Origin of the sequence: Parabacteroides sp. HGS0025 (assembly GCF_000969845.1) — a bacterium.
Lineage (GTDB): Bacteria > Bacteroidota > Bacteroidia > Bacteroidales > Tannerellaceae > Parabacteroides > Parabacteroides gordonii.
Genome location: NZ_KQ033902.1, coordinates 1,540,000 through 1,566,456, shown reverse-complemented (window position 1 = coordinate 1,566,456; position 26,457 = coordinate 1,540,000). Strand labels below are relative to the sequence as shown.

General features: G+C 44.3%; 16 protein-coding genes. 9 read left to right on the top strand and 7 right to left on the bottom strand.

The genetic code is table 11. The features are described from left to right. Positions 1-52: 52 nt before the first annotated feature. Positions 53-757, top strand: coding sequence for a nucleoside-specific channel-forming Tsx family protein (locus tag HMPREF1212_RS05745; RefSeq protein WP_046148729.1), 705 nt, complete (start codon positions 53-55; stop codon positions 755-757). Positions 758-767: 10 nt separating this feature from the next. Continuing rightward, on the top strand, positions 768-2,063 hold the full coding sequence (locus tag HMPREF1212_RS05740) for an NCS2 family permease (RefSeq protein WP_046148728.1): 1,296 nt from the start codon (positions 768-770) through the stop codon (positions 2,061-2,063). 88 nt (positions 2,064-2,151) lie between these two features. Here HMPREF1212_RS05740 and HMPREF1212_RS05735 read toward each other — a convergent pair whose 3' ends face one another. Beyond that, entirely contained in the window at positions 2,152-4,194 is a 2,043-nt protein-coding gene (locus tag HMPREF1212_RS05735) for a M13 family metallopeptidase (RefSeq protein WP_046148727.1), read from the bottom strand. A 156-nt stretch (positions 4,195-4,350) separates the two neighbouring features. On the opposite strand from HMPREF1212_RS05735, the gene HMPREF1212_RS05730 reads away from it, so the two are divergent. Continuing rightward, a complete protein-coding gene (locus HMPREF1212_RS05730) occupies positions 4,351-6,690 on the top strand; it encodes a beta-galactosidase (RefSeq protein ID WP_046148726.1) in 2,340 nt (779 codons plus the stop codon). A gap of 121 nt (positions 6,691-6,811) precedes the next feature. Here the strand turns inward: HMPREF1212_RS05730 and HMPREF1212_RS05725 are convergent, their stop codons facing one another. Next, positions 6,812-7,261, bottom strand: coding sequence for a helix-turn-helix domain-containing protein (locus HMPREF1212_RS05725; RefSeq protein WP_046148725.1), 450 nt, complete (start codon positions 7,259-7,261; stop codon positions 6,812-6,814). Positions 7,262-7,922: 661 nt separating this feature from the next. Here HMPREF1212_RS05725 and HMPREF1212_RS05720 point away from each other — a divergent pair. The 6 genes from HMPREF1212_RS05720 (at position 7,923) to HMPREF1212_RS05695 (ending at position 16,256) form a co-directional block, all read left to right on the top strand. Further along, complete coding sequence (locus tag HMPREF1212_RS05720; RefSeq protein ID WP_046148724.1) at positions 7,923-8,741, top strand: DUF6261 family protein; 819 nt, start codon at positions 7,923-7,925, stop codon at positions 8,739-8,741. 248 nt (positions 8,742-8,989) lie between these two features. Further along, entirely contained in the window at positions 8,990-10,369 is a 1,380-nt protein-coding gene (locus HMPREF1212_RS05715; RefSeq protein ID WP_046148723.1) for a glycoside hydrolase family 27 protein, read from the top strand. A gap of 19 nt (positions 10,370-10,388) precedes the next feature. Then, positions 10,389-12,887, top strand: coding sequence for an alpha-L-arabinofuranosidase C-terminal domain-containing protein (locus tag HMPREF1212_RS05710; protein ID WP_046148722.1), 2,499 nt, complete (start codon positions 10,389-10,391; stop codon positions 12,885-12,887). A 4-nt stretch (positions 12,888-12,891) separates the two neighbouring features. Beyond that, complete coding sequence (locus HMPREF1212_RS05705) at positions 12,892-14,430, top strand: alpha-N-arabinofuranosidase (protein WP_046148721.1); 1,539 nt, start codon at positions 12,892-12,894, stop codon at positions 14,428-14,430. A gap of 220 nt (positions 14,431-14,650) precedes the next feature. After that, positions 14,651-15,553, top strand: coding sequence for a glycosyltransferase family protein (locus tag HMPREF1212_RS05700; protein WP_028727480.1), 903 nt, complete (start codon positions 14,651-14,653; stop codon positions 15,551-15,553). A 106-nt stretch (positions 15,554-15,659) separates the two neighbouring features. Continuing rightward, positions 15,660-16,256 (top strand): RNA polymerase sigma-70 factor, encoded by a 597-nt coding sequence (locus HMPREF1212_RS05695; protein WP_232430046.1) that lies wholly within the window; start codon positions 15,660-15,662, stop codon positions 16,254-16,256. Between the two features lie 55 nt (positions 16,257-16,311). Here HMPREF1212_RS05695 and HMPREF1212_RS05690 read toward each other — a convergent pair whose 3' ends face one another. From HMPREF1212_RS05690 to HMPREF1212_RS05670, 5 genes are all read right to left on the bottom strand, one after another. Further along, the gene (locus tag HMPREF1212_RS05690) at positions 16,312-17,838 is read right to left on the bottom strand and encodes an arylsulfatase (RefSeq protein ID WP_046148720.1); all 1,527 of its coding nucleotides are present in this window, start codon (positions 17,836-17,838) and stop codon (positions 16,312-16,314) included. 8 nt (positions 17,839-17,846) lie between these two features. Continuing rightward, the gene (locus HMPREF1212_RS05685) at positions 17,847-19,982 is read right to left on the bottom strand and encodes an alpha-N-acetylglucosaminidase (protein WP_046150244.1); all 2,136 of its coding nucleotides are present in this window, start codon (positions 19,980-19,982) and stop codon (positions 17,847-17,849) included. A 5-nt stretch (positions 19,983-19,987) separates the two neighbouring features. Then, positions 19,988-21,367, bottom strand: a complete 1,380-nt coding sequence (locus HMPREF1212_RS05680; RefSeq protein ID WP_157316952.1) for a glycoside hydrolase family 27 protein — start codon at positions 21,365-21,367, stop codon at positions 19,988-19,990. 92 nt (positions 21,368-21,459) lie between these two features. Next, a complete protein-coding gene (locus HMPREF1212_RS05675; protein ID WP_082099833.1) occupies positions 21,460-22,998 on the bottom strand; it encodes a RagB/SusD family nutrient uptake outer membrane protein in 1,539 nt (512 codons plus the stop codon). Positions 22,999-23,018: 20 nt separating this feature from the next. Further along, complete coding sequence (locus tag HMPREF1212_RS05670) at positions 23,019-26,315, bottom strand: TonB-dependent receptor (RefSeq protein WP_082099832.1); 3,297 nt, start codon at positions 26,313-26,315, stop codon at positions 23,019-23,021. Positions 26,316-26,457 lie beyond the last annotated feature (142 nt).

The window sequence follows — 26,457 nt, the reverse complement described above, 5'->3', positions numbered from 1 at the left end:
TTTTTTATATCTTTGCGGCTTTCCAAATAATAAACCATATTAAACAATCAGGATGAAAAAATTCTTTACGCTGGCTATTCTTCTGTTGGCCACTATTGTATGCGGGAAAGCGCAAAATGTTCAGTTGCACTATGATTTCGGGGGAGCTCTTTACGACAAAGACCTGGACGGCCGGCCGGCTCTAACCTCTACCGTCGAAATGTTCAGGGCAGACAAATGGGGAAGCACTTACTTCTTTATAGATATGGATTATAAGAAAGAGGGTGTCGCTTCGGCCTACTGGGAGATTGCCCGCGAACTCAAATTCTGGCAACCTCCTTTCTCCGTACATGTAGAATATAACGGGGGATTGATGAAAGGGGGCTCTTATAATAATGCTTATCTCGGGGGTCTTACCTATACATATAATAGTAAGGATTTCTCCAAAGGGTTCACTTTCACTCCTATGTATAAATATATCCAGAAGCACCGCAGTCCGAACAATTTCCAACTGACGGGTACCTGGTATATCCATTTTGCCAAAAACGGGTTATGCACATTCAGCGGTTTTGCCGACTGGTGGCGGGAAAAGAACGATCACGGGAACTTCATTTTTCTTTCCGAGCCACAGATCTGGGTGAACTTAAACAAGCTGAAAGGTGTTGATGATAAGTTCAAGCTCAGTGTCGGCAGCGAGGTGGAATTAAGCCATAACTTCGGTGGACGTAACGGTTTCTATACCATTCCGACGCTGGCTATCAAATGGACATTCGATTAAATACAGATATATGATACAAAAACTATTGGGGTTTGACAAACAGACCATGACCCTCCGGACAGAAGTGATCGCCGGGATTACAACTTTCCTGACGATGAGTTATATTCTGGCAGTGAATCCTTCCGTCCTGGGAACTACCGGCATGGATAAAGGGGCTGTTTTTACAGCTACGGCACTGGCTTCCGCCATCGCCACTCTCCTACTGGCTTTCATGGCTAAACTTCCGTTTGCCCAGGCTCCAAGTATGGCGCTGAATGCTTTCTTCGCTTTTACACTGGTACAGGGGATGGGATATTCATGGCAAACGGCAATGACGGCGATGTTTGTGGAAGGGGTTATCTTTATCCTGATCACATTCCTGAATATCCGGGAGATCATACTGAACAGCATACCGATGAATCTGCGGTATGCCATTTCTTCGGGGATCGGAATGTTCATTGCTTTCATCGGGTTGAAGAATGCGGGGATCATTGTCCCTAATCCGGAGACGTTCGTTATGTTCGGGGAGTTTTCCCCGGCTTCCGTCCTGGCTATGATCGGTATCCTGCTGAGCGGCGTATTGATCGTGAAAAAGGTGAAAGGGGCTCTATTCTATAGTATCCTGATATGTACTTTGATCGGAATTCCTCTGGGGGTAACGGAGATACCGGACGGATTTTTCCCGGTTTCCATGCCGCACTCGATGGAGCCGACTTTCTGTAAGTTCGACTTTACCGGTTTCTTTACGTTAGACATGGCGGTAATCATATTTACCTTATTGTTCATGAATATATTCGATACGGTAGGGACATTGGTCGGATTGGCATCTAAAACGGGCATCATGGGTAAGGACGGGCAAATCCCGCACGTCAAAGAAGCGATGATGTCTGACGCTATCGGGACAACTGTCGGTGCTATGATGGGTAGCTCTACGATCACAACTTATGTTGAAAGTGCTTCCGGTATTGCGGAAGGGGGACGTTCGGGATTCACTTCCCTGGTTACAGGGGGCTTATTTATCCTGGCTTTGTTCTTTGCTCCTTTATTCCTGCTTATCCCGAGTGCCGCCACTACGGGTGCCCTGGTTCTTGTCGGCGTCTTTATGATGGATTCTATCTCAAAGATCGATATGGACGATATATCCGAGGCTTTACCTGCCTTCATTACGATCATTATGATGGTGCTCACCTACTCCATCGCGGACGGTATGGTATTGGGATTACTTTGTTACGTGCTCGTCAAGCTGTTCTGCGGAAAACATAAGGAAGTCAGCATAACAATGTATGTGCTGGCAGGATTGTTTATATTGAAGTTTATTTTTGCTTAGGATATTTCCCTGAAACTATTATAACAAAAGCGGGATGATCGTTACAAATCATCCCGCTTTCTGTTTCTTATATATAATAATGTATAGCTTACCAGATAACCACCCGGTCGGCAGGCATCATATACATCGGATCGCCTTCTTTAATATCGAAAGCGGAGTAGAATGTATCGATGTTGCGAAGGGCGGCATTGACACGCCATTTACCCAATGAATGCGGGTCGATCTTGGTCAGACGCAGGATCTCTTCGGGACGGATATTCTGTCCCCAGAGAGTGGCGTATCCCAGGTAGAAACGTTGCTCGTTGGTGAAACCATCGATCGGAGCCGGCGTTTTGCCATTCAGTGAGTTCAGATAAGCCAGGTGAGATACCAGCAAACCACCCTGATCGGCAATGTTTTCACCCAAGGTATAACGTCCGTTGGCATGAACACTGTCTACCACAATGATATCGTCATACTGCTGAACCAGACGGTCGGCACGTTCTGTGAAACGGGCGGCATCTTCAGCAGTCCACCAGTCGGTCAGGTTACCATCTTTATCGTAGTTACGTCCCTGGTCGTCGAAACCGTGAGTCATTTCATGGCCGATCACGACACCGATAGCTCCATAGTTCACCGCATCATCCGCATCCGGATTGAAGAAAGGAGGTTGCAGGATAGCAGCCGGGAAGCATATCTCGTTGGTTGTCGGGTTATAATAGGCATTCACCGTCTGCGGAGTCATTCCCCAGCGGGATCTGTCAACCGGTTTACCGGCCTGTGCCAGCATATAATCCATTTCAAAGATATTCGAACGGCATACGTTTGCCCAGTAAGAATCGTCTTTTATCTCCAACGCAGTGTAATCGCGCCATTTGTCGGGATAACCGATCTTCACGATAAAGGCAGACAGCTTTTCCTGTGCTTTTGCTTTTGTTTCATCGCTCATCCATTCAAGGCCGGCGATACGTTCGGATAAAGCTTTCTGCAGGTTACCTACCAGCGTCAGCATCTTTTCCTTCGAAGAAGCCGGGAAATACTTAGCCACATACATCTGGCCGACAGCTTCGCCCAAAGCACCGTTTACGGTAGACAGGGAGCGTTTCCAGCGCGGCTGTTGTTCCTGTTTTCCGGACATTGTCTTTCCGTAGAAATCAAATTCGGCAGCAACAAATTCATCGCTCAGGTAAGGAGCAGAGGCATTAAGCAGGTTGAATGCCAGATAATATTTTTGTTCGTCGATAGAAACGTTTTTCAGGAATTCATCCAATGCCCCGTAAAACGGAAGTTGTTTGGCATCCAGGTATTCTATTTCCATCAATCCCATACTCTCAAAATAGACATCCCAGTCGATCGGATTGTTTTTGGCTTTGAATTCTTCCAGTTTGATCTTATTGTAATTCTTCTGGCTGTCGCGCAGGTCTTCACGGCTGTAAGAGATTTCGGCAATACCTGTTTCGATCTTCATTACGGCATTCACCGCCGCTTCAGCCTGTTCGGGAGATGCTCCGGTCAAGGTAAACAGCCGGTTAATGAATTGCTTATAGGCATCACGCATTTTTACCGTTCCTTCATCGTCGAGCAGATAGTAATCGCGGTCGCCCATACCGATACCGGCCTGGTATAGCTGTACGATATTCATCGAGCTGTTTTTTTCGTCGGCATCTACGAAGAGAGCAAAGAACGGAGCCATTCCTTCTTTATGCAAAACGGCAACCATCTTGGCAACATCCGCTTTCGTACCTAGTCGCTGTATCGCTTCAAGCTGTTCTTTTATAGGAGCCATACCCTCTTTGTTCAGCTTTACGCTGTCCAATCCCATTTCATACAGGGAGCCGATCTTTTGGGCCACGCTTCCGGCTTCCTGTGGAGTGCTTCCCAGTTCATCGATAAGCGAACGAAGTTGTTCCTGATTGTTGTCACGCAACTGGTCGAATGTGCCAAAACGTGAGTACTCCGGTTTCAGAGGATTTTTTTCTATCCAGCCACCACAGGCATACTGATAGAAATCAGTTCCGGGCGCTACAGTCGTGTCCAGGTTTGCCAGATTGATGGCGTCTACTTTTGCAGTTTCCTTCACAGGTGATTTACTGCAACCCGACATTGCAACCATACCGGCAGCAACCAGGGGAATTACCATTAACTTTCTCATTTTTGTTCAACGTTTACTTGAATTATGCCGCAAAGGTATACAAAATCAGCAAAGTAGAACCATTTTTACCCTAATATGACTGATTATTACACCATCCTCTGCCGGTAAATTATGTACTTTTACGGTCATAAAACAGTTATAAACTTAATTTTTATCATGAATCACTCTATGAAGACCGTAACAATCCTGATGGCCGTGTTGATTTGCGTGCTGACAGGTTGTAAGAACCCGTCCGGAAACGGAGGCACCTTTGAGATAGGTGACAAGACTTTTCTGCTGAACGGCAAGCCTTTCGTTATAAAAGCTGCCGAAATACATTACACACGTATCCCTGTCGAATACTGGGAACACCGTATCCAAATGTGTAAAGCCCTTGGCATGAACACCATTTGTATCTATGCTTTCTGGAATATCCATGAGCAGAAACCGGGCGAATTCGATTTCACCGGACAGAACGACATCGCCGCTTTCTGCCGTCTGGCACAAAAAGAGGGAATGTACATCATGCTGCGCCCCGGCCCATACGTTTGTTCCGAATGGGAAATGGGCGGTCTCCCCTGGTGGTTGCTGAAGAAAGACGATATCCAGCTCCGCACGAACGACCCGTATTTTATGGAACGTACCCGTATTTATATGAATGAGATCGGGAAACAGCTGGCCGACATGCAGATCACCCGCGGTGGCAACATCATCATGGTGCAGGTGGAAAACGAATACGGTTCGTATGCTACGGACAAAGAATATATTGCCAAAAACCGGGACATCCTGCGGGAAGCCGGATTTACAGATGTTCCTCTCTTCCAGTGCGACTGGAGTTCAAACTTCCTCAACAATGCGCTCGACGACCTGGTATGGACAGTGAATTTCGGTACCGGAGCAAATATAGACGAACAATTCAAAAAGCTAAAAGAGGTACGCCCCAACACCCCGCTGATGTGCAGCGAATTCTGGAGCGGATGGTTCGACCATTGGGGACGCAAGCATGAGACACGCGATGCGGAAACCATGATCTCCGGATTGAAGGATATGCTCGACCGCAACATCTCTTTCTCCCTCTATATGACGCACGGGGGTACGACCTTCGGCCATTGGGGCGGTGCAAACAGCCCGGCTTATTCCGCCATGTGCAGCTCATATGATTATGACGCGCCCATCAGCGAAGCCGGCTGGACAACTCCCAAATATCACAAACTGCGTGAATTTATGACGAATTATATGGCTCCGGGCGAAGTGATGGCCGACATACCGGAAGCTTTCCCGGTCATTGAAATCCCTGAATTCGAACTAAAGGAAACAGCTCTCCTGTTCGACAACCTGCCCGAACCGAAAACCAGCCGCGACATCCAGCCGATGGAAAAATTCGACCAGGGATGGGGTAGCATCCTCTACCGCACGACGTTACCGGCAGTAAAAGCCGGTACAACCCTGCTGATCGACGAAGTGCACGACTGGGCACAGGTGTTCGTCGACGGTAAGTTGATAGGCCGTCTGGATCGCCGCCGCGGAGAAAACACGATCAAACTGCCCGCCACTGCCGCCGGCGCCCGGTTGGATATCCTGATCGAAGCGATGGGACGCGTCAACTTCGACAAAGCCATCCACGACCGGAAAGGGATCACCAATAAAGTGGCGCTTATCACCGAATCGTCTACCGACGAATTGAAAGACTGGCAGGTATATAATCTTCCGGTAGATTATGCTTTTGCGAAAGACAAAAAATTCGCAGCCGGTAAAAAGGCGGAAGGCCCTGCGTATTATCGTGCGACATTCAACCTGGAGACTCCCGGAGACGTATTCCTCGATATGCAGACCTGGGGCAAAGGTATGGTTTGGGTGAATGGCAAAGCAATGGGACGTTTCTGGGAAATCGGCCCGCAGCAGACTTTATTCATGCCCGGCTGCTGGCTAAAGAAAGGGGAAAATGAAATTATCGTTCTCGACCTGAAAGGCCCTGAAAAAGCGACTATCAAAGGACTTAACCAGCCGATCCTGGATATGCTCCGTGCCGAAGCTCCCCTTACCAACCGTAAAGAGGGACAAAATCTGGATCTGAAAAACGAAAAACCTGTCGGACAAGGTTCATTGAAAGCGGGTAACGGCTGGCAGGAAGTCCGGTTCGATGCGCCTGTCCAAGCTCGCCATTTCTGTCTGGAAGCGTTGAACGCACAGGACGGTGGAAACAATGCAGCTATCGCAGAATTTTATCTGCTCGACGAAAACGGTAACCCGCTCGGACGCCAGCACTGGCAGATCGGATATGCGGACAGCGAACAGACCTACGGAGGAAACTTTACTGCCGATAAGATCTTCGATTTGCAGGAGTCAACCTATTGGAGTACGGCCAGAGGGGCTAAATACCCGCATCAGGTAGTGATCGATTTACGTGAAACGGTTACAGTTTCCGGCTTCCGTTATCTCCCCCGTGCCGAAGAAGGCTATCCGGGAATGATCAAGGATTATAAAGCGTATGCGAAGATGACACCGTTCAAGTATTGATTGGTTCGGAAATTGCCAGAATATACCGTGGGATGTGCATCCCACGGTTATTCACATAGAACCCTGATCAGGGTTCTCAACGACGCTATATCAAAATAGCTCACTTAGTATTTTCTATATTTTATCCTTGCTTCTCCTTCAACAACTGTTCCAGCAAGGCAGATTTTTCTTTTTCGAGGGCAAGCATACGCTCGTAAAGCTCGCTGGTTTCTTTATTTAATTCTAACATTTTTTCCAAAGGATGGAATGTATTCTCTATTTTATCAGTGTATCCTACTGTTCCATTATTAGCACTCCCGTTTTCAAACGTCGTATTCTCAATCACTACCGACAGCGGATTCTCCTGTAATTCCTGAATAATCTTCGGAGATACATTTAATATATTAGCTATTTTCAGCAGCGTATCGTTTTCGATCACCCGGCGGCTTTCCAAGCGGGAGACTCCCGATTGGTCTATTCCCAACTTTTCGGCTAGCGTTTCCTGTTTGATACCCAGTATCTGACGTAATCTCTGAACATTTGCGCCCTGGTTTACATTTCCGGTTATTCTCTGTTCTGCTTCTTTTTCCATACCTTATTTATTTTATTGGAGACAAATATAAGGACAAAACAATTAAGTACCTGTCCGTGATATAGGGAAATAACAAAATCAAATCTGTTTTTCTTCGGATGAAGCTGCATAAAATATGCAAAGCGCCACATATTTTATGCAGGAAAATATTTCACCGGAAAAAAATAATTACCGTCTTTTGTAAAACCAAAGCAATAGCATGATTTTATTGCCTAAAGGTACATCTCCTAACAACAGAAAAGGGGAGAAGGAGATCGACAAGCCTAATAATTATATTTACTTTGCTGTAGGTAAAAGCACGTAAATAGTCAGAAACTGCCCCGTCCGAGAGGATAAGGCAGTTTATTTTTGAAATTCGGGGCGAGAAGTTAGGTCGGAGAGTTTAAAAAGACTATATTTGGCTCGTCAGAACTTTCTGATTGCTCTGTTTGAGCGATTGGATTTTTTCAGAATCTTCTGAAGATGCTTTTTCGATAAAAAGACAAATTCAGAACTCTCTGAAATAAATTATTCAACAGAAAAATAAAATCAGAAGGTTCTGAATCTATTTTTTTGAAGGAAAAACGCTTTCAGAGCCTTCTGAAGATATTATTTCCATAAAAAACCATTTTCAGAACCTTCTGACTTTATTTTTTAGTATAAACCTTATAAAAAAAATGCCATGAAAGAAATTGTTGCTGCCAATTTAAACAACGCCCGCAACGCCGAGCATTTCCAGTTTCATGCCAACGTCCTCACCTTCGCCACCTCCGCCCTGGCTGTCGAGTTGAAGATCGAAACCCTTCAGAAAACCTATGCCGACCTTTTTAAACGCGAAGACGACCTCTATATGCAGGCCCGCGCCTACGAAGAAACACAGGCTATGAACGAAAAAGACCGCGAACGCGACGATCTTTTTATCTATATCAAACAGGTGGTTGCTGCTATGCTTTACAGCCCGGTGCCCGAAAAAAAGATCGCTGCACAGAAAATCGAGTTCCAGATGCGTCCTTACAAAGATGCAGCCTCAAAACCGGCCGCCGAAAACACGGCGCAGGTGACAAATTGCCTGCAAGTCCTCGAAAGTGATGCCAATACATCATACATCACCGCCCTGGGGCTGACCGACGTGCTTCCCCTGTTGAAGCAGGCAAACAATGAGTTCAACGAACTGTATGTGAACCGTTCCGATGTCAAGCTCGGCCGTGTCAGCAACGACAACCTGAAATCTGTCCGTTCGCAGACGGACGAGGCTTACCGTGCGATGGTGAAGGCTATCAACGCCCTCTGGCTGGTGAACGAAACGATTACCCACGATGCAGCGCAGGCAGCAAAGCTGGGTGTTTTGATCGATAATATTAACGCATTGATCGTGCAATTCTCCGAAACCCTCTCGCGCCGCAAAGCCGGAACGAAGCCGGAGATTCCTGCCGATCCGACTCCCAAACCTGATCCCACTCCGAAGCCCGATCCCGACGACGATCGTCCGGTGATTGAATAAATACGACAGACTTATACAGGGCAGGCTTCGAACCTGCCCTTCTTTATATTGAATATCCTCAGCTAACCGGAAGCACAAATCATCATCATTTTTCCGATATCTCCTCCTTTTCCACGAATATTTGTATAAAAAACAATAATTCGTAGGGTATTGCTCTAAAATTCCCCCTTTTTGACGAATTAGTGGTACTGTGGTTTGAATAATATAACGTATTTTTGACACATAATAAAGAATCACAGTACCATATCATGAAGAAACATTTATTATTATGGATCGCAGCGACCGCACTATGTTGCTCCTGCGCGCAGAAAAAAGAAACCAGTCAGCCCCTACCATTCAAAGACGGTGAATTTAAAGAATGGGCGCAAACTCCCCCGATGGGTTGGAACAGTTGGGATTGCTACGGCCCGACAGTGGAAGAACACGAAGTAAAGGCGAATGCCGACTATATGGCCGACAAGCTGAAAGAATACGGCTGGGAATATGTAGTCGTAGACATCCGCTGGTTCGTGGAAAACGACAAGGCAGGCGGTTACAACCAGACCGATCCCCGGTATGTATTGGATGAATACGGACGTTACCAGCCGGCAGTAAACCGTTTTCCGTCGGCCAAAGACGGCAAAGGGTTTAAGGAACTGGCGGATTATGTGCATAATAAAGGACTGAAATTCGGCATCCATATTATGCGCGGTATCCCGAAAGAAGCGGTCGAAAAGAAACTGCCGGTAAAAGGGATCGAGGGAATCACCGCCGACCAGATCTATTCACCCGAACTGCAATGCGAATGGTTAAGGGATAATTATACGATCGTTGCCGATAAACCGGGGGCGCAGGAATACTACAATTCTATCTTCGAGCTTTATGCTTCGTGGGGAGTGGATTTTATTAAGATCGACGACCTGTCGCGCCCCTACCATCAGGGTGAGATCGAGCTGATACGAAATGCCATCGACCATTGCGGCCGCCCCATCGTATTAAGTACTTCCCCGGGGGAAACTCCGGTTGCCAATGCCGACCACGTGCGCAGCCATGCCAATATGTGGAGAATGGTGGACGACGTGTGGGATACCTGGCCGCATATCACCCATCTGTTCGATATCAGCCAGAAATGGTATCCTTACATCGCTCCGGGCACATGGCCTGATTGCGATATGATCCCGCTCGGACGTATCTCCATCCGTGGCGAACGGGGGGAAGACCGCATGACCCGCCTGACCCGCGACGAACAATATACATTAATGAACCTGTTCTGCATCTTCCGCTCCCCGCTGATGTTCGGCGGCGACCTGCCCAGCAACGACGATTTCACCCTTTCCCTGCTGACAAACAAGGAAGTCCTCAAAATGCACAAGGAAAGCACGGAAGTACGCCAACTGTTCCAACAGGACGGCAAAGTGGGTATTACTTCCAGAAATAAAAATACAGGGGATGTATACCTCGCCCTATTCAACCTGAACGATAAAGGGAATACCGTGATCGAAGTTCCGCTGAAAGACCTGGGACTAAACAACAATTGCCTGATCACGGAAATGTGGAACAACAAATCGGTCGAACAGAAAGGGGATAAAGTAAGCTGCGACCTTCCCCCGCATGCATCCGTCCTATACAAATTAGTCTCTGACAATTAACCGATAAATAGATATCATGATGAAAAAGATCAAACTAATCATTTCCTCTTTTTTGATCCTTACCACCCTATTCCCCGGTTCTTCCTATGCAAGAACCGGAGAGTTGGCAAGCAAACCGGACTCCGCCTATCTGTTTTCCTACGCCACCGGTAAGGATAATAACCATAACGGACTGCATTTTGCCTGGAGCAACGACCAGGAAAACTGGCACCGCATCGGCCCGGAACACAGTTTTCTCCGCAGCGACTACGGAAGGTGGGGCAGCGAAAAAAGAATGCTTTCCCCCTACCTCACCCAAACACCCGACGGCCTGTGGCATTGCTACTGGACGCTCAACGAATATACCGAAACGTTTGCCCATGCCGCTTCGGCAGACCTGATCTACTGGGGCAGGCAATCGTACGATGTGAAAAGCTACCCCGTCGACCCGCAGCATGAACGCTGTTCGATCGTCTTGTATGATGAGCCGGAGACAGGGGTTATCCATAAGGTAGCCTGGAAGGTGATCGAGAACCTGATTGCCGCCAAAGACATGGCTGTTTACAAAGACAGGATTTACAGTGAAACAACCGGAGAAGACCCGGTACGTTTCGCGGCCCTGAAACCGTTCGATACAAAGGTGATCGTGAACGGACAGCAAAAAAAGCCGATCAGTGACCTGCTGGTAGGCGTATTCTTCGAAGATATCAACTACGCTGCCGACGGCGGCCTGTATGCCGAACTGATACAAAACCGTGACTTCGAGTACACGCCTGCCGACAAAGAAGGTCACGACCCCGACTGGAACAGCCGGACAGCCTGGAGCCTGAAAGGGAACAATGCCACTTTCACCATCGACTCCGTGCAGCCGATACATCCCAACAACCCTCATTATGCCGTATTAAAGACCGACCGTCCCGGAGCAAGCCTGACGAACGAAGGCTTCGACGGTATCGTTCTCAAAGCCGGTGATAAATATAAATTCTCCGTTTTTGCCCGTACGCTGGAAGGAAAGAACGGAAAGTTGCAGGTACGCCTGACGGGTAAGGATGGCCGCATCTACGCCGAAGGTTCCACCGGGGGATTATCCCGCGAATGGAAGAAACTGAATGTGACCCTGGCGACAAAAGAAAACGTATCCGATGCCCGGTTGGAGATTACCCCGGCCGCAACCGGAACGATCTCCCTCGATATGATCTCCCTGTTTCCCGAAAAGACATTCAGGAACCGTCCGAACGGCCTGCGTGCCGACCTGGCACAAGCCATTGCCGATATTCATCCGCGCTTCGTCCGCTTCCCCGGCGGTTGTGTAGCGCATGGCGACGGACTGGATAATATATACCGCTGGAAAAACACCATCGGCCCATTGGAAGCGCGCAAGCCGCAACGCAACCTTTGGGGGTACCATCAGACTGCCGGACTGGGTTATTTCGAATACTTCCAGTTCTGCGAAGACATCGGAGCCGAACCGGTTCCTGTCGTAGCAGCCGGCGTCCCCTGCCAGAACTCGGCTTGCAAACATCTTGTAGGCGGCGGACAGCAAGGCGGCATCCCGATGTCTGAAATGGACGCTTACGTGCAGGAAATACTCGACCTGATCGAATATGCCAACGGCGACGTGAAAACCGAATGGGGACGGAAACGTGCCGAAGCCGGACATCCGAAACCTTTCAACCTGAAATATATCGGTATCGGCAACGAAGACCTGATCACCGACCTTTTCGAAGAACGGTTCACCATGCTGTTCAATGCAGTAAAGGAGAAGCATCCGGAAATCACCGTCATCGGTACGGTCGGCCCGTACTCGGAAGGAACCGATTATGAAGAGGGTTGGGAGCTGGCCAACAAACTGAACATCCCGATGGTGGACGAACATTACTACCAGAAACCGGGTTGGTTTATCCACAACCAGGATTATTACGATAAATACGACCGTTCCAAATCGAAGGTCTACCTGGGTGAATATGCCGCCCATCTTCCCGGCCGTCCCAACAACCTGGAAACGGCTTTGGCAGAAGCGCTCTATATGACTGCCCTCGAACGTAACGGGGATGTCGTACACATGACTTCGTATGCTCCTCTCCTGGCCAAGGAAGGTCATACACAGTGGAACCCGGATCTGATCTATTTCAATAACGAAGAGGTCAAACCGACAGTCGGCTACTATGTACAACAGCTTTACGGGCAACATGCCGGCGACGAGTACCTGGCCAGCCGCGTGATCGTCTCTGAAAACAGCGATGCCGTGCAGAAACGTGTTGCCGCCTCGGTGGTACGCGACAGCCGTACGAACGACCTGATCGTTAAACTGGTCAACCTGCTGCCTGTCCCGACGCAAACGAATATCGTCCTGAACGACGTACCTGCCATCGAAGGAACGGCAGAACTGATCACCCTGACCGGCAAGCCGGACGACAAACAGGCTAAACCCGCAACCGGCACCGTCCGCATCAGCAACGACTTCGACGTCGACCTGCCGGCCTATTCATTCACCCTGATCCGTATCAAACAGAATAATACTAATCTCACAAAAAAGTAATATCATGAAAAAGTTATTCATCAGTGCCCTTGCCTTTCTGGCACTCCCCCTGTTCGCTCAAAAAGATGCGAGCATCCGTGTATATCCCCAGCAGGGAACACAGCAAATCAGTAAACACATATACGGCCAGTTCGCCGAACATCTGGGAACCTGCATCTATGGCGGCCTTTGGGTAGGCCCCGAATCCGACATTCCCAACACACAAGGTTACCGCAACGATGTATTGCAGGCCTTGAAAGAGCTGCAAATCCCTAACCTGCGCTGGCCAGGCGGCTGCTTTGCCGACGAATATCACTGGATGGACGGTATCGGCCCGAAAGAGAACCGCCCTAAGATGGTCAACAACAACTGGGGTGGAACGATCGAAGACAATAGTTTCGGTACCCACGAGTTCCTCAACCTCTGCGAACTGCTGGGTTGCGAACCGTATATCAGTGCCAACGTCGGTAGCGGGACTGTTGAAGAAATGGCAAAGTGGGTCGAATATATGACTTCGGAAGGCGACAGCCCGATGGCTCGCCTGCGCCGCCAGAACGGCCGCGACAAAGCCTGGAACGTGAAATTCATCGGTGTCGGCAATGAGAGCTGGGGATGCGGTGGCAGCATGCGCCCGGAATATTATGCCGACCTCTACCGCCGCTATTCCACCTACTGCCGCAATTACGACGGTAACCGCCTGTTCAAGATTGCCAGCGGTGCCAGCGACTATGATTATAACTGGACGGAAACGCTGATGAAAAACGTCGGCGGCCGGATGGACGGCCTTTCCCTGCATTATTACACCGTGACCGGATGGAGCGGCAGTAAAGGTTCCGCCACCGACTTCAACAAGGAAGACTTCTACTGGACGATGGGGAAATGTCTTGAAATAGAGGATGTCATTAAAAAGCACATCACCATCATGGACAAATACGACCCGAAGAAGAACGTAGCCCTGATGCTCGACGAATGGGGAACCTGGTGGGATGAAGAACCGGGCACTATCAACGGCCATCTTTATCAGCAAAACACCCTGCGCGATGCATTCGTGGCTGCCCTCTCGCTGAATGTATTCCACAAATACACCGACCGTCTGAAAATGACGAACATCGCCCAGATCGTAAACGTCCTCCAGTCCATGATCCTGACCAACGGCCCGAAGATGATGCTTACTCCTACTTATCATGTCTTTGAAATGTATAAAGTGCATCAGGATGCCACCTTCCTTCCGATGGATCTGATCTGCGACAAAGCCCAGGTACGCGACAACCGCGAAGTACCGATGCTGAGCGCATCCGCCTCGAAAGATAAAAACGGAGTGATCCATATCACATTAGCCAATGTGGATACAGACAACGCCCAGAATATTTCTCTCGACCTGCAAGGCCAAAAAATATCCGGAGTAAACGGCCGCATCCTCACCTCTCCTTCCATCAACGACCATAACACCTTTGAAAAGCCCGATTTCGTCAAACCGGCAGCTTTCAACGGAGCGAAGGTGGAAAAAGGACAGCTGAAGATCAGTATGCCGGCTAAGTCGATCGTCGTTCTGGAAGTGAAATAACCTTTCCTTTCGTGTGCAGTAACCGCACCCAGCAAGGTGCGACTACCGCACGTGAGAGGGTGCGACCTCCGCACGCGGTAAGGTGCGATGACCGCACTCGGGCGGGTGCAGTCTTCGCACTAACCAGGTAAAATTTATTCCAAATGTGAATTGCGATTTGTCAATAGTTTTCTACCTTTGCCAGCAGAATGAAAAATACATTATCTAAAATAAAAGAATTATGAAACCTACATTATTTGTATTAGCTGCCGGAATGGGTAGCCGTTACGGTGGTCTGAAACAGCTGGATGGCCTGGGCCCTAATGGTGAAACAATCATGGACTACTCTATTTTCGATGCTATCCGCGGTGGATTCGGGAAATTAGTTTTTGTTATCCGTGAGTCATTCGAAAAAGATTTCCGCGAAAAGATCATTTCAAAATACGAAAACCATATTCCTGTTGAAGTCGTATTCCAGGATCTGAATAACCTGCCGGAAGGTTTCACCTGCCCGGAAGGACGCGAAAAGCCCTGGGGTACCAACCATGCCGTTCTGATGGGTAAAGACGTGATCAAAGAACCATTTGCCGTTATCAATGCCGACGACTTCTACGGACGCGACAGCTTTGCCGTGCTTGGCAAAGCCCTGACTGAAATGACCGGTAAGAAGAACGATTATTGTATGGTAGGCTACCGTGTAGGTAATACATTGAGTGAAAGTGGTTCCGTAGCCCGTGGCGTTTGCGAGACAAATGCAGAAGGTTATCTGACAGGTGTAGTGGAACGTACGGCTATCGAACGTATCGACGGCGACATCCAATTCATCGACGAGAACGGAAAGAAAGTGGTTCTGGAAGAAAACACTCCGGTTTCCATGAATATGTGGGGTTTCACTCCCGACTATTTCGCTTATTCGGAAGAGTTCTTCAAAGACTTCCTGAAAAAGAACATGGATAACCTGAAAAGCGAATACTTCATCCCGCTGATGGTAAACGAACTGATCACGAACGGCACTGCCCGCGTAAAAGTATGGGACACCACTTCCAAATGGTTTGGCGTAACATATGCAGCCGACCGTCAGGGTGTTGTTGACAAAATCCAGGCATTGGTAGATGCCGGCGAATACCCGGAAAAATTGTTTTAAAGCATAAAACATATAAAAGAAATTCCCGATAGAATACTGGATACAGTAAATCTATCGGGAATTTCTTTTATAATGAAAAAAGTAGTAATATTGTAAACTACTTACGATGGGAGACATGAGAATTAGAGAAAAAACAGATATTGAATTAGTTAACCTTCTTACACAGGATAATGAAGCTGCTTTTAGCGAATTATACATCCGTAACAAAGACAAATTGTATTATTTCTGTCTCAATTTACTCAAATCCAAAGAAGATGCCAATGATATAGTTCAGGAGATTTTCACCCGTATCTGGGAGTCTCGAAATTTTATCAATCCTGATTTATCTTTTTCTTCTTTCCTTTATACAATAGCACGAAACCGGATATTGAATTATTTCCGGAGTGTAGATATCGATCTCAAAGTAAAATCTATACTTGCACAAAGAGATCCTGTAGAAGAAGATATTATCGAATCCAACCTAATCTATACAGAATATCAGAAAATACTGAAAGGTGCGATTGAAGCACTACCTCCTCAAAGAAAAAAAATATTTAATATGAGTCGGGAAGATAATATGACTCATAAAGAAATTGCCGCCCAATTAGGAATATCAGTTAACACCGTCCAGGAGCATATATCCGAATCCCTGCGTTTCATCAAAAAACATTTCAACAAGCATACAGATCTTTCTTTAAGTTTATTGCTATATCTTATTATATAAAAGAGGAATAAAACCTGTTTGATACTGGCTATATTCCTCTTCTTTGATATTCATGTTACATTGCAAAACTTTTTACTTCTGGATATATGTGTGCCTCCAACATTTTTTCTTCCAATTGCTTTACAATATCGGGGTGTTCAGCTGCAATATCATGTTGTTCAATAGGATCATCTTTCAGGTTATACAAACTCATTTGAGTATTTCCCTTCTTTATGTCAGGAATATACCCCTTCCAGTCTCCTACTCGAATAGCTTTCGAGCCGCCACTTTCTGGATATTCCCAATATAAATAGTCATGTTCCGGTTGCGGTTTTCCTTGCAATACAGGAAGAAAACTGATACCATCACTATCAGTTACAGTTACTCCGATAATATCAGCAAAAGTAGGCAATACATCCCAGAAAGCAGAAATATGATCAGTCACTGTTCCCGGTTTTATTTGTCTCGGCCAGGCTGCAATCATCGGTACGCGGATACCTCCTTCTCGAAGTGAAGCTTTTCCCCAACCCTGATCTGAGCTAAACGGCTTTGCACTGTCAAACCACCGCGAATCGGCACCTCCATTAAACGTTGGCCCGTTATCACTGGTAAAGATCACCAACGTATTTTCATAGAGTCCTAGATCCTTCAATTGTTGAGTGAGCGCTCCGACCTGCTCATCCCAATAACTGATCATTGCAGCATAAGTTGCATGAGGATATCTACAGGGAAAATACCCTTTGTCTCCTGTATAGGGAACTTCATCACCAAACTTATCCACATAATATTTCACCCAACGTTCAGGAGCCTGAAGTGGAACATGAGGTAGAGGAGTTGTCCACATCATAAAGAAAGGAACGTCCTTATTTTCATTGATAAATGAAGTAATTTCTTTGAACATCAAATCCGGTGCATATTCTTTCTGAGTATATTTTGCATAACTTTCTAAAGCCATTATATCAACTCCTGCACTCAGTTTTGTTCCGGGTTCTAATAAAACATTTGATAAATACTCCCGGTTTTCATTTCTGTACAAAAACGGCGGGAAATAGGTATGTGCCTGACGCTGACAATTATATCCATAGAAAAAATCGAACCCGACTTTATTCGGAGTACTTTCAGACCCAGGATAACCCAATCCCCATTTTCCAATGCAGGCAGTGGTATATCCAGCGGACTTCATCATAGAGGCCAGTGTTTGCGTTCCTGCAAGTAATGGGCGTTGTCCCTCTAATGTAGAGTCAGCCAACATAGCCTCATGATTCCATACATCCCCTCTTTCCGGCATCTCATCATTCCCACGGATATAAGAGTGCCCTGTATGTTTTCCGGTTAGTAATACACAACGTGAAGGAGCAGATACAGCTGTCCCTGAATAATGCTGTGTAAAACGCATCCCATTTTCGGCTAGTTTATCGATATTAGGAGTTTCAATTCGCTTCTGACCATAACATCCAAGTTCAGCATATCCCAGGTCATCGGCTAAAATATATATAATATTCGGCTGTTTCTGTTTTGTTTCCGGTTTGGTCTGACAAGAGAATAAGGTCATTATACCCAAAACAGACAAACCAGTATTCTTTATTAATACAAAATCTTTCATATTTACGTCTAATTAAAGTTTATACAATCTTCCACCAACTTATATAAGTCCGGCTTTGAAGAAGCAGGAATAATATGCGATTTACTCCATGCTTCCTCCAGGGAATAATAATCCGGTTCCGGAACCTGCTTTCCATGAACAGTCTGTATCAACCAGTCGAAAAACATTTCCCAACGGGGATAATAATATTCTTTCAGTAACCCACTCCACTCACGATGTGCATAATCGATCAACTGACTCTTCTCATCAGACCAAGTTGTAATCAATGCACGCGCATTATATTCGAATAAGTCTTTATCGGCTGGATCTGTCATGCAATTTCTAGCCTGATTAATCCAACTTGAAACAGATAATTCAGATCGGCAAGACAGTAACTGATCCTGCAACAGAATCAGATCCAGAAACTTTTGTGAATAATAAGTCACCGAATCCGCATCCTTATTTTTATAACACCGAATTATCTGATGATACAGAACACGTCCTTTATTAGCAACTAGTTGCCTGGTAAAATCCACCAGATCGTATTCATAAGCATCATGTCCTTTATATTTTTCCTTCACACTGGCAAATAATTTCACACCTTCTTCGAACTCACTTTCCTCATAATAGATTCGTGCACTCCCCCAAGCCGATACTGTACGAACTTTTAAAGAAGGACGAGCACAAAAATAACTTTCTGAAGGACGACGATGTCCTTTATAAGTACCGTAAGCCGTTTTATGGAATATATCCCAAGATTTATTCAGTACTTCATCAGGATACCCATATCTGTAAGTAGCATAATCATGTAGCCAGTTTGTTAGATCCGGAACTGAATCTCTCCAACGCATTTCACAAGCAAGATCGAAAACTACCGGGTTTGTACCGATACCTTCAGGAACATTTCCGATACCTTTGAGCCAAGGAAATGTCATGGTATTAGTACGAGCTCGCACCGGTTCTGAAGCAATTGCATCCAAACGTCCATGTAGTCCGATATTACCGCCCCAGTTAGTGATATTTGCCCACACCCATGGAAATCCACCAAAAGCATTCCGTTCGCTCCAACGATCCCAATATTCGGCACACAGATCTATTATAATCGTATTCTTTTTCGATAAACCAGCCAATAACTCTTCTGTCGGATTTCCACCCCATGACTGAATAACCCAGACACTACCGGGAACAGCATTTTGCATAGCCTCCTGAACACATTCAGCAGCTTCCGTCACGTCTATATTCTCTGTTTTCCCTCCTTCGTGAAACAAATCACCTGCATAATAATGGACTGTTCCATATAGTTTTTTATACTCTTCATACCACACAGATGCCATTTCTTCAAATAAAGGATCGATTGGATTTAGTACCGGCGGACGATCAAAATTAATCCATTTTCCTTGTCCGATAATATCTGCTTCCGGATATTTAGTAGAAAGATTTCCTGGAACCATACCAAAAAATGCCTGAAAAACAGGTTCCATTCCGTAAGCCTTCATCCGTGCCACAATCTTTTTCTGCAACTCTTCCTGCCTGCTGAACCAGCTATCGGGTAATGGACCTCCCATCCCTTCCAGGTTTCCCATCAGGAACCAGCCCTGATAAGCGGGTCCCGGAATAAACTCTTTTATCTCTTTCTCCGAATAATTGAACCTTTTTAGCATATTAAGCCACACACATTCAACTCCCACCATCGCCATTGGAGTAGTAATGCCGTTCATTGCCATCCGGTCTATTTCGCGTTCCCATTCTTCCCAACCCCAGAAAGCCATAGAGTAGCTGAAAGTACAATAATTCAGATAAAATCCCGTATGAAGGGGAGTCTGCATTCTGACCTTCTCCTTTAAAATCGGTAGTTTTTCCGGTATTTGAGTTTGATTACCACACCAAGAAAAAGAACTGTTACAGTAATACTTTAGATACCAGTTCAAACCGGAAGCCAAACTGACAGGGGAATTCCCTTGTATCTGTATTTGTTGTCCTACAGAACTTAATTCAAAATAATCTTCCTCTGTCGGTAGTATTTTCGTCTTAAATACAAACTGTTTTTCATATCCGGGAAGAACCCTTTTTACCAGACCCAACAAGACATCAGTTGCTTTTACATTGCATACTGTTGCTACACAAAAAAGGCCGATAAATAAAACTCTTATATTCAAATTCTTCATATCAATCAAATATCATATCTAATAAAAACAACTCCCCGTCCGGGTATAGTTATTTCTATCTCTTTATTTTCTATCACAACTTGTTTATTATTCCATATATCATACAACCGAGCATTTTCTGTAAGAGTTAATACACTTATATCAAATTTCACATACTCTTTTCCCAAATCGGTTCTATTAAATATTCCTATCCACCCTTTATTCGATTCAATATGCTTTACCTTCCATATTTCCACTCCATCTTTCTCAAAAATGAGTTTTCCCATTTTTCCATTCTGATTACATGCCAAAATATACGGATTTGTCAATAAACTATAAGAATACTCATCCATTGTCAACAAATCACCTCCTATCATCAAAGGAGAAGCAGACAAAGCACGCATCGTGATAAATGTTTTCATTTGATCCTTACTTAACTCACTTTCCCTGGTATATCCTTTACCTGCATATAAAGCACTTTTTCTTATATCTTCTTTGTTTAATGTAGCCGGAGACATTAATTGAAGTTTACCAAACGGTATCATATCCATATCCAGCCAAAATCCGGGAATTTCATAACCACTCCATTTTTTCCATGCGGTGAAACATTTATCGATATCAGATTGTGTATCCCATACATCACCGGTCACACGCAACATATTGGCTTGTTTATAAACATCAATATATTCTACCGGAGCACGATCGCCTGGAGACAAACTGATTACCATATCCCTGCCACACTGCTTAACAGCATGAACCAAAGCCTCTATCTCTTTCGGATAAGGAACAATATCATCTACCTTTATGAAATCGACACCCCACGCAGCCAATTGGTCAATTAAGCTGTTATAAAAAGCCTGTGCACCGGGTTTCGACATATCCACACCATAATTATAATGACACCAGTTACAGATATTTACTGTGTCTGCAATATCCCGTGCATGATAATCCGTTCCTTTAATAGGTAAATTCAACTCTACCGCTTTCCGAGGTATACCTCGCATCAGATGGAGGCCAAACTTCAACCCTTTTGCATGACATTTATTTATCAACTCAAGAAAGCCATTCGGAAAATAACAGGCAGAAGGTTGTAACAATCCAAATTCATTAATATTTACATCTGAGGCATGTCGTTCTAAAGAATAAATTGTTCCCGGTCGCAGTTTATATTCCCCAAACCAACCATTATCTATCACAAAATATTCATAGCCGAAAGGCAGATATTTATCAGCCAATACCTCCAGATTATCAAATGCTGCCTTTTCGTAGAGATAGACTCCATAGCTATCGAAACTATTCCATCCCAAAGGAGGTTTTACAGCCAACAGACTTCCTTGAGCAAAACCGCCACATACGTATAAAGGAAGTAAGGCCATTATAATCAATTGTTTAAATCTATTTTTCACAATTTTCTATATTAGATCGGAGACAAATAATATGGCACACAGATAGAAGTCATTACAAAACAAATCTGTGTGCCATATCTATCCAGAGATATTTAATAACCCGGATTATTAACTCCTAAATTAGGATTCTTTATAAACTCTTCATCAGGAACTTTAAATAAGACATGATGCGGTTTAATGTTTGTTGCAGCTCTGGGATTTTCATCTTTCAAAGCCTGAACTGCATTATAAAGATAGTCATACCCCCAATGGATCAGGTACCAGCGACGGACACCCTCACCACATAACTCCCACCTATTCTCGTTGACAATCGCCTTCTTTATCTCTTCTTTTGATAAAGACGAGGCATAATTATGACTACTATCTCCAAATGCCCGTTCACGTAAAACATTTAATAATGCAATAGCTTCCGCCGGCTTGTTCAGTTCATTTGCAGCCTCAGCCTGAATCAGATAAAGCTCAGCTAAACGAATATGATGAATATCACGACTTCCATTATTGGCTTTTTCATCAAAAGCAATCCACTTCAACATATAATGCCCGGATCCACCGCCATCACCACCATCAAAGGTTATTCTTGTTCCGTCTGTCATCGTCAGTCCACTCCAATCCATTATATCCTTACGGGTATCACCAGCTTCAAAGCTTGCCAAAAGATTTTTTGTCGTATTAAACATCCCCCATCCCTGAAACAACTCTCCTGAAGAAGAGACAATAGTACCGTCTGGACGAATAGCCTTTTTCCCTTCTTTGAACAAAGCATCTACTTTTCCACTTTCATCACGTCCACGGGGGTTTGCGAAAGAATGGATCTGACTACCTTTAACATCTGTCAAACCGGGGATAACAAATATCAATTCATCATTAAACTTATTCTTGAAGTCAAATATCTGATTAAAATCATTCAATAATTTATGAGGAGACGACTGGATAACTTCTTTCGATAAATCGTAAGCCTTCTGCCACTGGTTATCCAATAAACAAACTCGTGCCATTATAGATTTTGCACTCCAAGATGTTACACGGCCTTGATCTTTCACCTCTCTTTTTCCTGGTAACGTAATAGCTGCATACTCCAAATCTGCAATAATTTGTTTCAACACTTCAGATTTCGGAGTACGTGTAACAGTAGAGACTTCTTCTACATTCAACTCATCCAGCCACATTGGAACATCTCCCCACATTAACACCAGGTTGTTATAGAAAAAAGCTCTCAGAAAACGAGCTTCTGCTATAATATTATTTTTAAACTCTTCTTTCAATGCAGACTTTTCTGTACGGGCAATCACCATATTGGCCGAACCGATCGCCGCGTAATGATTTTTCCAGAAAGTAGAATATTCAACTGTCGGAGCATCCATTTGGTAGTATTGATAAACATCTACACGCGGACTTTGTCTCGTAATCATATTATCTACACCAATATCTGCAATGAAAATCTTTTCATAATCACCTATATATATATCGTGTAAATAACCATATACGCCATATAACGCAGATGTTACCTCATCTTCCGTATTAAAGAAACCTTGTGGTGAAACAAAATCTTTCGGATCCTCATTCAACAGATTACTGCATGAATTGAATGATAAAACCATCAATACCAGTAAATTTATTATTATTCGTTTCATTTCAAATACGTATTAAATTATTAAAACTGTGCTTTTAAACCAATCAGGAATGTTCTACTCTGAGGATAAGCATTTTGATCAAATCCCCGGCGTGTAGCTTCCGTTTCCAAATCTCCCACATTCACATCCGGTGAGTAACCGAAATATTTAGTCAGTGTAAACACATTGGAAACCGTTCCATAGACCTGTAATGACTTTAACACATTTTGCTTTGGCAATGGGATATCATATTGCACATTTATATTCTTTAAACGCAGATAAGAACCATCGTGTAAATATAAACTACATCCGCCGTTAAATTCTCCACCGGCATACGTATCAAAGATATTGGTAAAAGCACTACCTGCTTTAGGATAATATCCATTAGGGTTACTTTCGCTCCAACGATCCCGGTTTCTGCCATAAACATTCCCATTAAATCCAGTATCCATACCTCTTCCCGATAAATCGTACACATCATTGCCATAACTGAAGTCAAAGAACAAACCGAGTGTAAAACGTTTGAAAGTAAAATCATTACCAAAACCTCCATAGAATTTAGGTTCAGCATTCCCTATGATCTGTCCATCATGTATATTAATAATATCATCATCATTCAGATCCTCCAGTTTAGGATCACCAGGTTTATGTTTGGAACCTTCGGTAATCTCATTTTCTTTCCATGTTCCCAAATACTTTACACCAAAGAAAGTTCCCATCGGTTCACCGACGATTAATCGAGATCCCCTTCCATTTTCAAGAAAGTCCTTTCCTCCAAGATCCAGTATCTTATTCCTGTTTGCTGAAATTGAGAGATTTGTAGACCATTTAAAGTCCTTCTTATCAATATTAACAGAATTCACTGAAATCTCAAATCCCTGATTTCTTACAGCACCGACATTTTCAAGTATAGATTCAAAACCTGTTTGGTATGGTAACTCCCTCTTAAGAAGCAAGTCGGTTGTCTTTTTATAATAATAATCGATCTCCAAGCCTAAACGCCCTTCCAAAAAACCGGCATCCAAACCTACATCTACTTGTTTTGTTTTCTCCCAACCCAGATTCTTATTTGCAGAACTTTCTGGGGCAAACGAAATAACTTCTTGTCCGCCTATCACAGTAGAACCACTCTTCAATTTATCAATCACTGAATACGGATCGATAGCCTGGCTACCGGAAGTGCCGTAAGAAGCTCTTAATTTCAGGTTTGAAAACAAACTAAGAGATTTGATGAACTCCTCTTCCGATGCTCTCCATGCCAATGCAACAGAAGGGAAAAAGGCCCATTTATTACCTTCCGAAAGTCGGGAAGAACCATCCTGACGACCGGACACAGTCAACATATATCTACTCTTATACGTGTAATTTGCTCTAAACAGATAAGAGACCAATCCCCATTCCTTTTCGCCTGTCTGAATATCACGTGTTACGGGATCACCGGTTTCCATTGCATGATATAAACTTACATCATTTTTAAAACCACTTGCTGAACCTTCCAAAAATTCGTATTGATACTTCTGCCAGGTGAAACCACCTAATGCAGAAATAAAATGATCACCTAATGTAATATTGTAACTGATCGTATTTTCATTCTGATAAGTAATAGGAAACTCAGTACGAACCTTTGCGTAACCACCAGTTTTATTAAAAACACGAGTTGGCAGATTTACCGATTCATACCGATTCTGTTTACTATGACTTATATCAAAACCGAAAGAAGACTTTAGTACCAGATTCTTAAAGAGCGTCAATTGTGCATAGACATTCCCCAACCCTCTAAATTTTCTTGTCTTATCCTGAATGTATTCACGTTGGGCTACCGGACTATTATAAACATTACCACTGATTTGATTAACATCAAAATAAGATCCATCTTCATTGTATATCGGTGCAGTAGGTAGCAAATCGTGTCCACCGACAAACGGATTATCCCGATTCGTCATAGAAGCGGTTAATGTAGCTCCCAACTGGAATGCTTTTCCTATTTTCTGATCGACATTGAAACGTATTTGGTAACGCTCAAAACCAGACTCATACATAATACCTTCCTGGTTGAAGTAGTTCATTGACAGATAATAATTACCATCCTTCATTGACTTGGACAAACTCAAATTATGGTCGGTTATCGGAGCAGACGAACGAAACATCTGATCCTGCCAATTAGTATTATTCACTTGAGAAGGATCTTTAAACGGATGTGGACGACCATAATATTCAGCATATTCATTCTGAAAAACTGCAGCTTCCTGCCCATTCAGAAGATCCAGCTTTTTAACCGGTGTCTGTAATCCATAATATCCACTATAGGTCAACTTCAGCCCTTCTGCTCCATCTCCTCTCTTGGTTGTAATTAAAATTACACCGTTTGCACCACGAGATCCATATATAGCTGTAGATGATGCATCTTTCAGTACTTCAATAGAAGCAATATCCGCCGGATTTATCGTACTTAAATCACCTCCTCCAATAATACCATCAATAACATATAAAGGCTCATTACCTGCATTAATAGAATTACCACCACGAATACGAATTGTTGTACTAGCACCAGGAGAACCATTTGCTGATGTTATTTGCATACCACTGACACGTCCCTGCAAAGCTTGGTCGATACGAGATACCGGCATGCTCTCAATTGCTGCTGCTTTCACTGTGCCAACCGATCCGGTCAAATCGCTTTTACGAACCACGCCGTAACCCACTACTACAATTTCGTCCAGCTTTTGTGTATCCTCTGATAAAGTAATATCAATCCTGCTTTCTGTTCCGATCGCTATCTCTTTACTTAAGTAACCGATATAGGATATAAGTAATGTTCCAGTACCCGGCACATCCAGAGAAAAATCTCCGTCCACTCCCGTTATGGTACCATTAGTTGTTCCCTTCACAACTACATTTGCCCCGATAATAGGTTCTCCATTATTATCACGGATAATACCTGTCAGTTTCTTATTTTGCTGAATTACCTGTGGTTCAAAAGAAACAATACGGCTCCGACTCACTGAAATCGTATTATTTATCTTCTTAAAATACAATCCAGTTTGTTGTGATAATTCATTTAAAATAGCATCTATAGAACCATTCTTAATCTGTACATTGACATTTTTCAAATCTTTCAGTACTGATTCGTCATAAAAGAAATTAAAACCAGTAATTTTACTCAATTGTTCAAAAGCATCGCTGACAGAAGATTTCTTCACTACATAAGTGATATTGTTTTCTTTAAGACTCTGCCCCCAAACTCCCTCCGCACAAAGTAACTGGGAAGATAAGGCAATAGCGCATACGGTTAACGAAGTTCGCATAACAGTCTTGTTTAATATTAGATTATAATTCATACATTTGTAATGTTTTAATGAATGATGTTTGTTAAGACAGGCAGAAAGTCCTTACAACCCAGTGGCTCAATACTGTTTTAAAGGTTTCTGCTGAAAATTAATGAAGGCAGCGGTGTGACAGCACTGCTGCTTTTTTAGTACG

Bases quoted from the DNA above. Each gene is read 5' to 3' on its own strand.
- HMPREF1212_RS05745 (WP_046148729.1), top strand. From the start codon at position 53: ATGAAAAAATTCTTTACGCTGGCTATTCTTCTGTTGGCCACTATTGTA.
- HMPREF1212_RS05740 (WP_046148728.1), top strand. From the start codon at position 768: ATGATACAAAAACTATTGGGGTTTGACAAACAGACCATGACCCTCCGG.
- HMPREF1212_RS05735 (WP_046148727.1), bottom strand. From the start codon at position 4,194: ATGAGAAAGTTAATGGTAATTCCCCTGGTTGCTGCCGGTATGGTTGCA.
- HMPREF1212_RS05730 (WP_046148726.1), top strand. From the start codon at position 4,351: ATGAATCACTCTATGAAGACCGTAACAATCCTGATGGCCGTGTTGATT.
- HMPREF1212_RS05725 (WP_046148725.1), bottom strand. From the start codon at position 7,261: ATGGAAAAAGAAGCAGAACAGAGAATAACCGGAAATGTAAACCAGGGC.
- HMPREF1212_RS05720 (WP_046148724.1), top strand. From the start codon at position 7,923: ATGAAAGAAATTGTTGCTGCCAATTTAAACAACGCCCGCAACGCCGAG.
- HMPREF1212_RS05715 (WP_046148723.1), top strand. From the start codon at position 8,990: ATGAAGAAACATTTATTATTATGGATCGCAGCGACCGCACTATGTTGC.
- HMPREF1212_RS05710 (WP_046148722.1), top strand. From the start codon at position 10,389: ATGAAAAAGATCAAACTAATCATTTCCTCTTTTTTGATCCTTACCACC.
- HMPREF1212_RS05705 (WP_046148721.1), top strand. From the start codon at position 12,892: ATGAAAAAGTTATTCATCAGTGCCCTTGCCTTTCTGGCACTCCCCCTG.
- HMPREF1212_RS05700 (WP_028727480.1), top strand. From the start codon at position 14,651: ATGAAACCTACATTATTTGTATTAGCTGCCGGAATGGGTAGCCGTTAC.
- HMPREF1212_RS05695 (WP_232430046.1), top strand. From the start codon at position 15,660: ATGGGAGACATGAGAATTAGAGAAAAAACAGATATTGAATTAGTTAAC.
- HMPREF1212_RS05690 (WP_046148720.1), bottom strand. From the start codon at position 17,838: ATGAAAGATTTTGTATTAATAAAGAATACTGGTTTGTCTGTTTTGGGT.
- HMPREF1212_RS05685 (WP_046150244.1), bottom strand. From the start codon at position 19,982: ATGAAGAATTTGAATATAAGAGTTTTATTTATCGGCCTTTTTTGTGTA.
- HMPREF1212_RS05675 (WP_082099833.1), bottom strand. From the start codon at position 22,998: ATGAAACGAATAATAATAAATTTACTGGTATTGATGGTTTTATCATTC.
- HMPREF1212_RS05670 (WP_082099832.1), bottom strand. From the start codon at position 26,315: ATGAATTATAATCTAATATTAAACAAGACTGTTATGCGAACTTCGTTA.